We start from the raw sequence: 13541 nt of genomic DNA, 5'->3' as shown, positions 1-13541 counted from the left end.
CACTACTCACTATTCACTTCTTTTAAATTCCCCCGATTTTCCACCGGCTTTATAATCTAAATGAATATTTGTTATTTCCATACTTCTGTCTATTGCTTTTGCCATATCATAAATAGCAAGAAGCCCGATACTTACGGCAGTTAGGGCTTCCATTTCAATACCGGTTTTTGAAGTGGTTTTTGCGGTTGCAATTAGTTTAAACCCGTTTTCAATTTCTTCTACATCCACATCTATTCCGTCTATTAAAATATTATGACACATCGGAATTAATTCGCTTGTTTTTTTACCGCCCATAATTGCAGCTATTATTGCTGTTTGCAAAACCGCACCTTTTTTTGTTTTTTCTTCCAAAATAGCTTTTTTTGTTTCTTTTTGCATATGTATTTCACCGCTTGCCGTAGCCACTCTTTTTGTAACTTTTTTTTCTCCCACATCCACCATTTTGGGATTATGTTTTTCGTTTATATGTGTCAGTTTCATAATTTTCCTTTTAAAAATTTTTTAATATTATAATGTAAAATCGACCATGTTATGCTTCCCAGAATAAAACCCGGGACAAAAGAGAGTTTTAAAATATTTAAAATTATTAAAGTTATTAATAAAGAAACTATCAGGGGAATTAAATCTTTCATTTTGGCCTTTTTGAGAATTATAATATATTTATTTTCTTTTGTATTGTTTTTTTATTAAATTTAAAAAATCAGCATACTTCCACCAGTTCATTTGCCAAAGCTTCGGCCTGTTCTAAAACGGTCTTTGTTGCAAGTTTTTGCATATCTGGTGGATATCCATATTTTCTCAAAGTTCTTTTGATAATAACTTTTAGTTTTGCTCTTGCACTTTCTCTTATAGCCCAGTCTATTGTAGTGTTTTGTTTTACTTTTTGAAATAAAACCACAGCAAGCTCTTTTAGTTTTTCTTTTCCCATAAGCTCTCTTGCACTCTCATTTTCCGCAACCGCACAGTAAAATGCATACTCATAAGGAGTTAATCCCATCTCTTGAGGCTCTTTGTCGCTTTGTTGAATCTCTTTGGCTAAATGGATAAGCTCCTCTATCACTTCAGCTGCACTCAACAGCCTGTTGTTATACTTGCGTATAAGCTCTTCCAAAGACTCTTTCAAAGATCTGCTTTTTACCACATTTGTTTTCATTCTGCCTTTAATCTCATCATTGAGAAGTTTTTTGAGTGTCTCAATGGCTAAGTTTTTCTGCTTCATACCCTTAATTTCAGCCAAAAATTCATCAGACAAAATAGAGATATCAGGCTTTTTTAGTCCGGCTGCATCAAATATATCAATCACACCCTTTGAAGATACCGCCTTGTCTACAATCTGTTTGATCGCTGTTTCATAGTTGAAAATATTTTCACCCTCAGTAGTAAACTTCACAAGTCTTGATTTTACAGCCTGAAAAAATGCCACTTCCTCTTTTATTTTCATTGCCTCATCATGCGGTACAGCCAGCGAAAAGGCTTTTGAGAGTGCACTTACTGCATCTATAAATCTCTTTTTGCCATCTTCAAGCCCGAGGATAAAATCTTCAGCTTCCAAGATGATATGCAATCGCTCTTGTGTAGGAGCGCTAAAATATCTTTGATACGCAAACCCATGTAGCATATCCCTTACCACTTCCAACTTTTCAAGCATTATTTTCACTGCTTCTTCTTGGAGTTTCGCAGGCTCTCCTTTACCTCCACTCTCACTATAAAAGGACAAAGCCTCTTTCAAATCGCTTGCAATACCTATATAATCGACTATTAAACCGCCAGTTTTGTCTTTATAGACTCTATTTACCCTCGCAATTGCCTGCATGAGGGTATGCCCTTTCATAGGCTTATCGATATACATCGTATGCAAACACGGCACATCAAAGCCTGTAAGCCACATATCTACAACAATTACAAGTTTTAGCTCATCCTCTGGATCTTTAAATCTCTCAGCGAGCGTTCTTCTTTCTTCTTTTGTTAAATAAAATCTTGCAATTTTCGGCTCATCTGACGATGAAGTAGTCATTACAACTTTTATTTTTCCTTTTTTTAGCTCATCACTGTGCCACTCGGGGCGCAGTTTGATGATTTCATCATAAAGGTTTGCCGCAATTTGCCGAGTCATGGTAACTATCATACCTTTTCCATCCATTACTTCAAGACGGCTTTCAAAATGATTCACAATATCTTTAGCTATTTCTTTTATTCTTGGCTTAGCCCCGACCAACGCTTCAAGTTTAGAATATTTTGCTTTTGCTTTTTCAACTTCGCTAAGTCCGTTTTCCAGCTCTTGCTCATACTCTTCTATCAGTTTTTTACCTTCATCTGTTAAATCTATCTTGACAAGCCTGCTTTCATAATATATAGGCACCGTTGCTCCATCTTCAACAGCATTTGCAATATCATAAATATCTATATAGTTTCCAAATACAGCTGGTGTGTTTTTATCTGTTTTTTCAATCGGTGTCCCAGTAAAGGCGATATAGGTTGCATTTGGCAAGGCATCTCGCAGATATTTTGCAAATCCATACTTGATCTCTCCACTTTTTTTATCCACCTTGCCTTTGAAGCCATACTGGGTTCTGTGGGCTTCATCGACAATGACGATGATGTTGTCTCTATGAGATAAAGTCTCATAAACACTGCCTTCTTCTGGCCAAAATTTGTGAATGGTTGTAAATACCACTCCCCCACTCTCTACTTTTAAGAGCTTCTTCAACTCCTCTCTGCTCGTAGCTTGCACAGGCTCTTGCCTTAAAATCTGTTTTGCAGAAGCGAAAGTGTTAAAGAGCTGATCATCAAGGTCGTTTCTATCGGTAATCACCACAATTGTTGGATTGTTGATGGTTTGGATAATTTTCCCAGCATAAAAGAGCATAGAAAGAGACTTCCCAGAGCCTTGGGTATGCCAAATCACTCCTGCTTTTTTATCCCCATGGGTTTGCTCTTTGACATCAGGTAGCCCATACAGTGCCGGTGGCTCTTTGACTACAAAATCTGCTGCATTTTTCCCAATAGCCCGCAGTGTTGACTCTATCGCTTTATTGACGGCGTAGTATTGGTGATAAGCTGCTATCTTTTTTATGGTTTGAACGGTAATCTGTCCGTTAATCTCTCTTTTCGTTTTTTCAAAAAGGATGAAATATCGAATGTAATCAATAAGCGTTTCTTTGTTTAAAAGTCCTTGTATTAAGATTTCAAGCTGGCTGATTAGGTGCGAAGCCTCCTTTTTCCCATCGGCACTTTTCCATGCCATAAATCTATCATACCCAGCCGATAAACTCCCCACTTTTGCTTCAAGTCCATCAGAAATGATTAAAATCTCATTGTATGTAAAAAAGGATGGTATCGTTTTTTTATAGGTTTGGAGCTGATTATAGGCTGATTTTATAGTGGCATTCGTATCAGTTGGGTTTTTAAGTTCCATCACAATAAGCGGCAGTCCGTTTATAAATATGACAATATCGGCTCTTTTATTTTTATGGTTTTCAATGACGGTAAACTGGTTGACTGCTAAAAAATCGTTATTTTGCGGGTTTTGAAAATCGATAAGCCATACAATATCGCCTCGCTCACTTCCTATCTTTTTTGATTATGTTACTTTGATACCTTCTGTGAGCATTTTGTGGAAAATCTCATTATTTGCTATCAAATCTCTCTCAAACAAAATCACATCTTCAAATGATTCTCTTAAAGGATTTTCTTGAATGTTCGCACCTATACTTGTTGCAGACCTTAAATACTGCTTCATCCTTCATCCTTCATCCTTCCATTCTTCATCCTTCATCCTTCATCCTTCATCCTTCATCCTCACTTCCCCGCTCATGAGTTTTGGTAAGAGTGTGTCTCGTAAGTTTTCGAGAGTGCGGATTTGGGGTATGATTATATCAATATTTCTAATTGATTGAATTGTCAAATTGACTTGAACTCCGCTATTAGCTTTAGTACAAATATAGTAAATAATTATTTATTAATTTTTTAATTTCTTCTAAAATGACAACATTATCTTTCATATCAGTCATTGCTATTACAATATCTCCTTTATTAAGAATATATTTTTCAAATTTTTTATCTTTTGTAATATAATTATTTCAACATAGTCTTTACTTTTAAAAGCAAACCCATTTTTTACTTCTGCAATTTCTTCTAATGAAACTATTTCCCAATCCTCTTTTGCCTCTTCTATAAACCATTTTCTAAAAAGTGTCTCGGTCATTTTTTCAAGTGTTTGGTTTTGGCGGTTAAGTAGGTCAATTTTATCGTCAAGAGATGAAAGCACAGAGGCTATGGCTTTTTGTTCGGGGAGAGGTGGGAGAAGAATTTCCTGAGAATAAGCTGTGTTTCTGTTTAGACCAGGAACAGCACTGTCTTCATTTAATTCATCTAACTTCAAATAAATGAGCAAATAATACATAAAATCAAAATCGTAATTTTCATTTGGTAAAATATAATAACAAGTATCAATTGGATAAAAAGGAACTTTTGCTTTATAAACTTTCCCTATTGTTCCTTTTCTACCAACAATAATTCCTTTTGATTTTACTAAAGCTTCATTATGCCATCCAGTAATACCAGCAGAACTGTAAACAGGTATATTTCCTTTAATTCGATTTTTTTCAGGAAGAGATTTTCCGTAATTAAATACAGCAACCTCTCCCAACTTAACCCTTTTCCACCCATTAGGCAATTTTTCACTCATCCCTTAAATCTCCTTTTTATCCTTCATCCTTCATCCTTCATCCTTCATCCTTCATCCTTCACCCTTCATCCTTCATCCTTCATCCTTCATCCTTCATCCTTCATCCTTCACCCTTCACAATTCATCCTTCTTTAAAACATAATAAGTGCTTCTACCTTTCCCTTGCCTTTGAATAAGATTTTTTTCGACTAATGATGTTAATGTTTCATATGCTTTAGTGTTTTGAACATTAAGAATTTCAGTTGCTTTCTTTCTCGTGATTTTTCCATTATCTAAAAGATAAAGTAATATCTTCTTTTCTTCCAATGTTAATCGTTCGTAATCGTTCGTAATCGTTCGTAATCGTTCGTAATTGTCCGCAATCGGTCGTAATCGGTCGTAATTGGTCGCGGATTCTGTTGAAACACTCTTTTGGGTTTCTGGACGGTAGTTTACTTTTCTAAATGTTATTCTAAATGAAATTCCGGGCTCGCTCCACTCAAACCTAATTTCAGGATATTTTTTTAACTCTTTGGCAATCAATCTTAATCCATTTCCCCACTGCTCTATTATTCCAAGTTTTTTAAAGACTAAAGCAAGCACTCTGTTTCTAATATCAGACTGGCCAGATTCCATATCATCAAAATCGATAGTGGGCATTAGTTTACCCGGACTAGTAATTTCAATCTTATCATCAAATATGGCAATTTTTATATCTTTTCCTGTTAAAGAATAATCACGATGAATAACTGCATTTCTTATTGCTTCACGAATTGCAATAACTGGATATTCCCATCTGTCTTTTCTATAAACTCCCTCATATGTTGAGCCTTGAGAAATGTGTCTAAGAACAAATTTATATGCTTCTTCTGCCTGAAAACTTATAGGCTCATTAATGCTCTTCTGGTCTATAAAATCTCCGGGTATTGTTCCTTTAAATCTTGCGCATTCTATTTTTGCGTAGGGAAAACGTACATTTCTTATTTCATCATTAGAAAGCAGTAAAAATGCATTTGTGGGAAATTCTCTGTTTTGGTCTGAAATTATAAGATTTAATTTTTTTAAAATGGTTTTGGTGAGCTTTTCACCTGTGATTTGTTCAAACTGTTTTGAAAACAGAGAAAAATTCAATTCATCAATAGTTTTTGAATATACCGGAAGCGAATCAAAAGAAATGCCCTGTTTTTCTCTTTCTAACTCTTCTATCATATCGTTATTAGCAAGCCTGTTTGAAGAACCGACTCTAATATATGTTCCTTTTTCTTTTCCTTTGCTTTTAAGATAATAAGGCGGGTTATTACCTTTGTAAATTTTAATTTTAACAACATATTTTCCATTATGATTTACAAATGAAATTTCAGGCAAAATAAGAGGATAGCAGTTATCATGGATAACATTGCTTATTATTTCTTCTATTTTTAATAAATCTTCTTCAGGCACTCCAATTACCTCTCTTGGATTATCTTTTATACCTATATATATTTCACCTACGGCATCGTTTGCAAAAGAGACAACTGTTTTGCATAAATCGGATTTACTCGGCAAACTCTCTTTAAATTCAAGTTTTCTATTTTCTGGTTGTTTTAAAATTTTTTCTAATTTCACTTTTACCCTTCATATCTATCTTTGCCAAATTCTCTAATATCAATTTATTGAGCTTCTCTTCTTCAGCTAACTGCTCTAAAAACTGGGCTTTTAATTTATTAAACCTTTCTTCAAAATCAAAATCATCCTCTTCTTGGGCAAGTCCCACATAACGCCCGGGTGTTAATACATAATCAAGCTCTCTTACCTCTTCAATGGTAGCGGATTTGCAAAATCCTTTTATATCTTCATAGTTTTTATCTTCTTTTTGCCATTTATGGTAAGTGTCTGCTATTTTTTTAATATCTTCCTTGGTTAAAATTCTCTGTCTTCTGTTGATAAGCTTGCCCATATCCCTTGCATCAATAAATAGTATCTGTTTTTTTCTTGTAGTTTTATTTTTTCTCAAAAACCATAAAGATGCCGGAATTTGCGTATTTAAAAATAGTTTTGCAGGTAAATTTACAATACAATCTACAATATCATCTTCAATCATATTTTTTCTTATCTCATATTCTGCACTCTGTTTTGTAGTAAGTGCTCCTTTTGCTAAGACAAAGCCAGCTTTTCCATGAGGTGTAAGGTGAAAGATGAAGTGTTGAATCCATGCATAGTTTGCGTTGCCAGCAGGCGGCACGCCATATTTCCATCTTGCATCTTTTCTTAAAAGCTCTCCGCTCCAGTCGCTGTCGTTAAAGGGAGGATTTGCTATGACAAAATCGGACTTTAAGTCTTTGTGGGCATCGTTTAGAAAAGAGCCTTCTGGATTCCATTTTACCTGTGAGCTGTCAATACCTCTAATTGCAAGATTCATTTTACAAAGCCGCCAGGTTGTCTGGTTGCTCTCCTGCCCGTAAATGGATATATCGTTGATTTTTCCTTGATGTTCCTGCACAAATTTTTCTGATTGCACAAACATCCCGCCACTTCCACAGCATGGGTCAAACACTCTTCCACGGTATGGTTCAAGCATCTCAACTAAAAGCTCAACAACACTTCTTGGAGTATAGAATTGACCGCCTTTTTTTCCTTCAGCAAGCGCAAATTCCCCTAAAAAATATTCAAACACATGCCCTAAAATATCTGAAGTTTTTTCTTTTGCCTCGTTTATTGCAATATTGCTAAATAAATCAATTAATCCCCCAAGAGCAATAGGGTCAATATTCCCCCTTGCATAAACCTTTGGTAAAACACCTTTAAGAGAAGGGTTAATTTTTTCTATAAGTTCCATTGCATTATCTATTATCTTTCCTATTTCCGGATTTTTTGCTCTTTCTTTTAAATAGCTCCATCTGGCTTCAGGAGGAATAAAAAAGACATTTTCGGCTTTGTATTCGTCTATATCTTCGGGGTCTGCTCCTTCGTATTCACCTTCTCCTTTTTTGAGTTTTTCATACAAATCCTCAAATGCTTCTGATATGTAGCGTAAAAATATAAGCCCTAAAACCACATGCTTATATTCTGCCGCATCAATATTTTTCCTCAGTTTATCGGCCGCTTTCCATAAGCTTTGCTCAAAAGTTTCACTGTTTTTTTTCTTTGCCATTATAAAATTCCTTTTTGTTGCAAACTTATAAATCCATTTTTACTAAAAATTATATGGTCTAACAGTTCAATTCCGAGAATTTTGCCGCTTTGTTTTAATTTTTGAGTAATAAATATGTCTTCTTTGCTTGGAGTAAGATTTCCTGATGGATGGTTATGCGCTACAATAATACTTGCACATCTATTTTCAACTGCAGGTGCAAACACCTCTCTTGGATGTATAAGAGTTTGATTTAACGTGCCTATGGTTATAACTCTTTTTTCACAAATCCTGTTTGCCCCGTCAAGATAGATCGCTATAAAATATTCCTGTTTTTTATCATAGAATTCTTTCAGTTCTTCATAAATATCTTTAGCTGAGGTGACAGTTTTATATTGTTTTAAAAGATATCTTTTTGAGAGTTCTATTGCACTTATTATCTGAGAGGCTTTTGCAATACCAAGCCCGTGGATTTGAAGAAGTTTTTCTATGTTGATTTCATCAAAGTCATTTTTTAAAATTTTTACAATTTCCCGTGAAAGTTTAATAACATCTTTTCCTTTAACACCGCTTCCAAGCAATACGGCAACCAGCTCATAATCTTTAAGAGCCTTTGCCCCTTTTTCCAAAAGTTTTTCTCTTGGCTTTTCAAATTTTTCAAGCTCTTTAATTTTTTTCATTGTATACCCAATATGCCTTTTTTGTAATATTTTATAAGTATAGCAAAAAAGGGCTTGGCGATAATATTTTTATCAATGTAGTTTTAGATATTTATATTTAATCATTGTCTTATTTTTTAATTTCACATTTTTTTCTCTTAAATGTTTAATATGCTCAACTTTTTTAATTAATTCTTTTATCATATCATATTCTTCTGAATGAGGTGCTGTTTCTTTTAACTCTTTTTTTCTTTCTTTTAAAATTTCAAGCCATTCGTCTATTATTTCATCCGGAATATCACATTTTTCAGCATCTTTTTCTTCTTTTTCTATCAGCCAGTCTGCAAGTTTTGCTAAAAGTGTATGCATTTTTTCTCCTTAAACCAAATGATAATAATGTAAAATGGAATAAATAATTTTAATATCAAGTAAAATTAAAATAACTGCAATCAGTTTTTTAACCTGCTGCGGAGTTAAGCAGTAATGCATTATTTTGTCACCCAAATATCCACCCAAAATTGCGGCTGCACTTACATTTAAAAGCATAAGCCAGTCTATACGTGTAATGCTTAAGTACGTAAAAAATCCGCTGAGCGTTGAAAACGGAAGGACAAAACTTACCATATAAGCGGACACTTTTGCATCAAATCCGAGTAAAATCAAAGCAGGTAAAATTAAACTTCCTCCACCTACTCCCATAAGTCCGGATAAAAACCCGACACTTAAACCCAAAGCAACCATTACCCACTGTTTGGTATAATGAAATTTGGCCTCTTTTTTCTTTTTAAACATTAAAAATACGGCTAATATAATAAATAAAGCCAGAAGAATTTTTACATAAACAGGCGGGATAAATTTGCTTGAATATGCGCCGATAGGCGCCCCTATAATTGAAGAAATTGCAAGAGGAAGAGTGGCTCTTATATTAAGAACTCCCCTTAAAAAGTTCATAATACTGGCAGTAATTGTGCTCATTGAATTTATAAAAAGCCCGAAAGCCTTTGCTACATTTAAAGGAAGTCCAAGTGAATTAAAAAGGGGTACTAAAACAATGGCCGAACCGACCCCTCCCGTTGCAAATATTGTGGAAAATATTAAAGTTAAAATAAAATAAGTTCCATAATAGATTAATTCATTCATTTCTTTCCTTTAACAGTTTTTCAAAAATTTCTTTTATTTCTTCTGCCTGAATTAAACCTTCAAACAGAATTTTTCCATTCATTTTAATGCAGGGGTCATTTCCTCATCCTTCTTCAATTGCTTGCATAGTATCGTGATGGTAAAAAACCTGTAAACGCAAAGGCAGATGTTTTAAAGTGCACATAATTCTTTTTGAAATTTTAAGAGTTTCTAATTTACTTCCGTAAATATGCAAAACAAAAAGAGGCCACTCTTTATGAACCTCGTGTAATATTTCTCCTTCATTTAGAGGATAACAAGCATTTTGCATTAATCAACTTTAAGCTCTTTTGCCTTTCCGCCTTTAAAAGCTTTCATAAGTTCAAGCAGACCTTCTGCTAAAAATTTTGCATTGTATCCTTTTTCCTTTAGAAAAGCCGCTGCAAAAGCAGCTCTGCTGTTTTCAGGACATGCTGTTACAATAAGTTTATCTTTTGGAAGTTCGTTTAGTCTGTTTTCAAGCTCATTTGCCGGAATATCAATTGCAAATGGTAAATTCCAAACTTTTTTCTCAAAAGGCATTCTTATATCAATTAATACAGCATTTTCTTCATTGAATTCTTTTTTAAACTCTTCAAGTGAAATTCTAATTTCTTTTTGACCTTTTGGTGTAGCGTATTTTGTCATTTTGTTCTCCTTACTTACTGGTTAGTAAATAAATTATATCACACTCTTTTTTTTGTGTCAATAGAAAGAAGAATTATTTTTCGAGCTCTTCTTCCATTTTTTCAAATATATTTGTTTTTTTATTGTCCGGGTCTGTTGCGTAAGAAATCATTGGAACATATACAAGTGTAAGAAGAGTTCCTATTAAAAGTCCGCCAATTGCCACATCGGCAAGAGGTGAGAGTCTCTCAAGTCCGACAGCCTGTTCAAGGGCAATAGGAATCATTCCCGCAATTGTTCCAAAAGCTGTCATCATAACAGGCCTGAATCTGACTCTGATAGCCTGAAGCGCTGCATCATAAGGTCTATTGCCTTCTTTTTTATAATTTTTATAAAAGTCAATAAGCAATACCGCGTTTTTGATAATAATTCCGAAAAGAAGCAGTGTACCCATTAAACTTGGCATACATGAAGGTTTATGCATAATCAGCATTCCCCATGCCGCCCCAATCATAGATAGAGGTAAAACCAAAATCATGATAAATGCAAGTCTAAATGATTCATAAACTACGCTTAAAGTTAGAATTAATACAATTATACCAATAGCAATTGCTTTAATCATTCTTGAAAATGAATCTTTCATCTCTTTTATGTCACCGGTCTGTTCGTAATTTTTGATTCCCGCTTTATGTAATATATTATCAGCGTCAGCTGTAATTTTACTGACAGGTCTTTTAGCTCTGTATCCTTCCACATCAATTGAGTAGAGTAATCCGTCTCTTGTAATTTTATTGTATGTAAAATTAGGTTTAATTTCGGCTATTTCTTTTAGAGGAATAACCCCTTTTGGTGTACTGATTAGTAAATATTTTAAACTTTCAGGATTTTCATAATTTTTATTAAATCTAATTCTTACAAACTGTACATTCATACTGCTGAGATCTGAGTTTATGGTTACCACTTTATCATTTAGAGCAATTTGTGAAATTACCTGAAGGGGCGTTATTCCGTAACTTAAAGCTTTGTTTTTGTCAATTTTAATGACAGCCTCCTGCATATCTCTGTCCCAGCTTGTTTTAACGGTTGTAAGACCTTTTATGTTATATAGAAGTCTTTCAACCCTGTGCGCAATATCTGGAAGATGTTCGTAATTTTCGCTTCTAATTTCAACATCAAGAGGCGCACTTATTGTAGAAAGAGATGTTGCACCAAAGTCAAATACTGCTAATTTTTTAATACCTTGAAGGTTTGCTAAATGATTTCTAACTTCATTTTCAAGCTGCCATATAGTTTTTTTTCTTTTAAACCTGTTTACTGCAGTAATAGTCATACTTACACTGTTTCCAGTACCTCCGCCTCCAAGGGATAAAACACCTTTTTCAGTCCCGATTGATACTGAACTTCTCTCAAGCCAAGGCTGTTTGTCGAGCCAAACAAAAAATGGAGCAAGTCTTTTTTTAGCCTCATCTGCATTAATATTGTTTGAAAATTCCAAGCTTACTTTCATAATACCAGTATCCATAGGAGGCATTGTATCTCTTCCGATTGTCGGCATAATGTTTTTAAGGCTTAGCATTAATGTGAGTACTGCCGCCGCCATAATAAGCATTCTTCTTAGAGGATAAAATTTTCCGTTTGAAAATTTAATTATCCCTACATAAGGGATTATAAGTTTTCCTATGGTTTTTTGATAAAGCATTTCAAAGAATTTTTCTATTTTTGTTTTTTCAAAACCGTTTTTATATAAAAGAAGCGATAGTTTCGGAATAAAGGTAATAGATAAAAACCAGCTGATAAGAAGCGCTATAATCAATGTTTCAATTAACGGTCTGAATATTTTTTGAGGAAAGCCGCCGGCAAACATTAAAGGAAATGTAATTGCAATAGTTGAAATTGTCCCTGCAAATATAGGGCTTAACACTTCTTTTGTTCCGTGATAAATGGCATCTTTTAAATTTTCATTCTCTTCTAAGTGTCTTTCAATATTTTCAAGCACAACAACCGCATCGTCTGTTAGCATTCCGAGGGCCAATATAATAGCAGTGTAAATAACAATATTTAACCCTTGACCCGTTAGGTAAAGAAAAGCAATTGTTCCAAAAAACACCATTGGGATAGAAAATCCGGCTGCAACAATTGCCCTGAAGTTTCCAAGGAAAATAAGTAATACTAAAAGTGTATAAATAATGGCGTCACGTAAAGCTTCAAGCATATTTGTATTTGCAGTTTTCACAAGTTCTACCTGTGTATCGGCTATTTTCATTCCGATGTTTGGATATTCTTTTTGAAATTTTTTCATTATAGCTCTTGCGGTATTTGCTGTATCAAGAACGCTTCCGCTTGGGGCCCTCTGAACTGAAACGGCAATGGAAGGTTTGTCATCTCCTATATAACCGCTGTTGTTTGTCTGATAAACCCATTTAACCTGAGCAATGTCTTTTAATTTGATATTTGGCAGAATAAAGCTAACTTTTAGCTTTTTAACATCATCTTTTTCACCGTAAAAACTTAGAGTTAAAAATCCGTCTTTGCTTTTTATAAAACCGATAGGCAAATCTTTATTGGATGCCCTGATGATATTAATAAGATTATCAAGAGAGAGATTATATTTTTTCATTTTTTTAGGGTCAATTTTTATCATAACCGCACTTTGGTATCCGCCGAAAATTTCAACGTTTCCGATATCAGGGGATGAAAGCAGTTTTGGTTTTATGTAACTCTCGGCGATTTTTCTTATTTCTGCCAAATTTATAGTATTGTTTTTTGGATAAAGAGAAAAAACATCTACAGGTAAAGTAAAGTCACCTACCAAATAAATAGCCGGAGTTGCTGTTGGGGGTAGTTTGCCTTTTATGCGGTTGAGGGCATTGTTTACATCAACAGCTGCTGCCTGGAGTCCTTTTTTATAATTAAACACAACATGAACTATTGAGAAGTTTGGCACGTTAGTGGATTTTATTTCATATACATTGCTAAGCGTTCCCATTTCTTCTTCTATAGGTTTTGATACCATTGAAGCAACAACGCTTGGGGTAGCGCCAGGTATGCTAGTAAATATTACAACTTCAGGCCTGTTTGCATCCGGAAACAGGTTTTTTGGCATTTTAATAAGCCCTAAAACCCCAAATACAAACATACCTATAATAATTGCGGTTAACAGATAGCCCCGTTTATAAAAAAATTCAAACATCTTTTATCCTTTACACTTTATACTTTTCATCATGGCCGCTTTTCAAGCAGCCAGGTGAGCAAAGCTCACTTTTCACTTTGAACTTGGCTTCTTGGCAACTTAACTACTCACAACTCACCACTCACCACTCAC

11 protein-coding genes and 1 pseudogene are annotated in these 13541 nt (G+C 34.4%); all 12 read right to left on the bottom strand.

Features of this window, described 5'->3' with window-relative positions:
* Window positions 1-9: 9 nt before the first annotated feature.
* The 12 genes and pseudogenes from moaC to DZ67_RS0102115 all read right to left on the bottom strand — a co-directional run bounded on the left by moaC (window position 10) and on the right by DZ67_RS0102115 (window position 13409).
* Window positions 10-480: a cyclic pyranopterin monophosphate synthase MoaC gene (gene moaC, locus DZ67_RS0102170; protein ID WP_024787057.1), complete on the bottom strand. Its 471-nt coding sequence runs from the start codon at window positions 478-480 to the stop codon at window positions 10-12.
* Window positions 477-632, bottom strand: a complete 156-nt coding sequence (locus tag DZ67_RS10535) for a hypothetical protein (protein WP_156919562.1) — start codon at window positions 630-632, stop codon at window positions 477-479. Before DZ67_RS10535 ends, moaC begins: the two co-directional genes overlap by 4 nt.
* 68 nt (window positions 633-700) lie before the next feature.
* A pseudogene (locus DZ67_RS09685) lies at window positions 701-3739 on the bottom strand (type I restriction endonuclease subunit R).
* A gap of 276 nt (window positions 3740-4015) precedes the next feature.
* Window positions 4016-4687, bottom strand: a complete 672-nt coding sequence (locus DZ67_RS09680; protein ID WP_051440276.1) for a restriction endonuclease subunit S — start codon at window positions 4685-4687, stop codon at window positions 4016-4018.
* A gap of 114 nt (window positions 4688-4801) precedes the next feature.
* Window positions 4802-6271: an RNA-binding domain-containing protein gene (locus DZ67_RS0102150; protein WP_024787054.1), complete on the bottom strand. Its 1470-nt coding sequence runs from the start codon at window positions 6269-6271 to the stop codon at window positions 4802-4804.
* Window positions 6234-7796: a class I SAM-dependent DNA methyltransferase gene (locus DZ67_RS0102145; protein WP_024787053.1), complete on the bottom strand. Its 1563-nt coding sequence runs from the start codon at window positions 7794-7796 to the stop codon at window positions 6234-6236. Before DZ67_RS0102145 ends, DZ67_RS0102150 begins: the two co-directional genes overlap by 38 nt.
* Entirely contained in the window at window positions 7796-8455 is a 660-nt protein-coding gene (gene radC / locus DZ67_RS0102140) for a RadC family protein (protein WP_024787052.1), read from the bottom strand. Before radC ends, DZ67_RS0102145 begins: the two co-directional genes overlap by 1 nt.
* A gap of 72 nt (window positions 8456-8527) precedes the next feature.
* Window positions 8528-8803, bottom strand: a complete 276-nt coding sequence (locus DZ67_RS0102135) for a hypothetical protein (protein ID WP_024791740.1) — start codon at window positions 8801-8803, stop codon at window positions 8528-8530.
* 9 nt (window positions 8804-8812) lie between these two features.
* A complete protein-coding gene (locus DZ67_RS0102130) occupies window positions 8813-9574 on the bottom strand; it encodes a sulfite exporter TauE/SafE family protein (RefSeq protein ID WP_024787050.1) in 762 nt (253 codons plus the stop codon).
* A 103-nt stretch (window positions 9575-9677) separates the two neighbouring features.
* Window positions 9678-9884 (bottom strand): hypothetical protein, encoded by a 207-nt coding sequence (locus tag DZ67_RS09675; protein WP_051428156.1) that lies wholly within the window; start codon window positions 9882-9884, stop codon window positions 9678-9680.
* Window positions 9884-10240 carry a rhodanese-like domain-containing protein gene (locus DZ67_RS0102120; protein WP_024787049.1) on the bottom strand — a complete coding sequence of 119 codons (357 nt, stop codon included), beginning with the start codon at window positions 10238-10240 and terminating at the stop codon, window positions 9884-9886. The genes DZ67_RS09675 and DZ67_RS0102120 overlap by 1 nt, the downstream gene beginning before the upstream one ends.
* A gap of 73 nt (window positions 10241-10313) precedes the next feature.
* Window positions 10314-13409 carry an efflux RND transporter permease subunit gene (locus tag DZ67_RS0102115; RefSeq protein ID WP_024791739.1) on the bottom strand — a complete coding sequence of 1032 codons (3096 nt, stop codon included), beginning with the start codon at window positions 13407-13409 and terminating at the stop codon, window positions 10314-10316.
* Window positions 13410-13541 lie beyond the last annotated feature (132 nt).

Source organism: Lebetimonas sp. JS138 (assembly GCF_000523335.1).
Classification (GTDB): Bacteria; Campylobacterota; Campylobacteria; order Campylobacterales; family Nautiliaceae; genus Lebetimonas.
The sequence above is the reverse complement of the archived record's forward strand: the minus strand, read 5'-3'. Positions and strand labels throughout refer to the sequence as shown.

What these genes read in the sequence shown, in the direction of transcription:
- DZ67_RS09675 (WP_051428156.1), bottom strand. Translation starts at nt 9,884, where the DNA reads ATGCAAAATGCTTGTTATCCTCTAAATGAAGGAGAAATATTACACGAG.
- DZ67_RS0102115 (WP_024791739.1), bottom strand. Translation starts at nt 13,409, where the DNA reads ATGTTTGAATTTTTTTATAAACGGGGCTATCTGTTAACCGCAATTATT.
- DZ67_RS0102130 (WP_024787050.1), bottom strand. Translation starts at nt 9,574, where the DNA reads ATGAATGAATTAATCTATTATGGAACTTATTTTATTTTAACTTTAATA.
- DZ67_RS0102135 (WP_024791740.1), bottom strand. Translation starts at nt 8,803, where the DNA reads ATGCATACACTTTTAGCAAAACTTGCAGACTGGCTGATAGAAAAAGAA.
- DZ67_RS09680 (WP_051440276.1), bottom strand. Translation starts at nt 4,687, where the DNA reads ATGAGTGAAAAATTGCCTAATGGGTGGAAAAGGGTTAAGTTGGGAGAG.
- radC (WP_024787052.1), bottom strand. Translation starts at nt 8,455, where the DNA reads ATGAAAAAAATTAAAGAGCTTGAAAAATTTGAAAAGCCAAGAGAAAAA.
- DZ67_RS10535 (WP_156919562.1), bottom strand. Translation starts at nt 632, where the DNA reads ATGAAAGATTTAATTCCCCTGATAGTTTCTTTATTAATAACTTTAATA.
- DZ67_RS0102120 (WP_024787049.1), bottom strand. Translation starts at nt 10,240, where the DNA reads ATGACAAAATACGCTACACCAAAAGGTCAAAAAGAAATTAGAATTTCA.
- moaC (WP_024787057.1), bottom strand. Translation starts at nt 480, where the DNA reads ATGAAACTGACACATATAAACGAAAAACATAATCCCAAAATGGTGGAT.
- DZ67_RS0102145 (WP_024787053.1), bottom strand. Translation starts at nt 7,796, where the DNA reads ATGGCAAAGAAAAAAAACAGTGAAACTTTTGAGCAAAGCTTATGGAAA.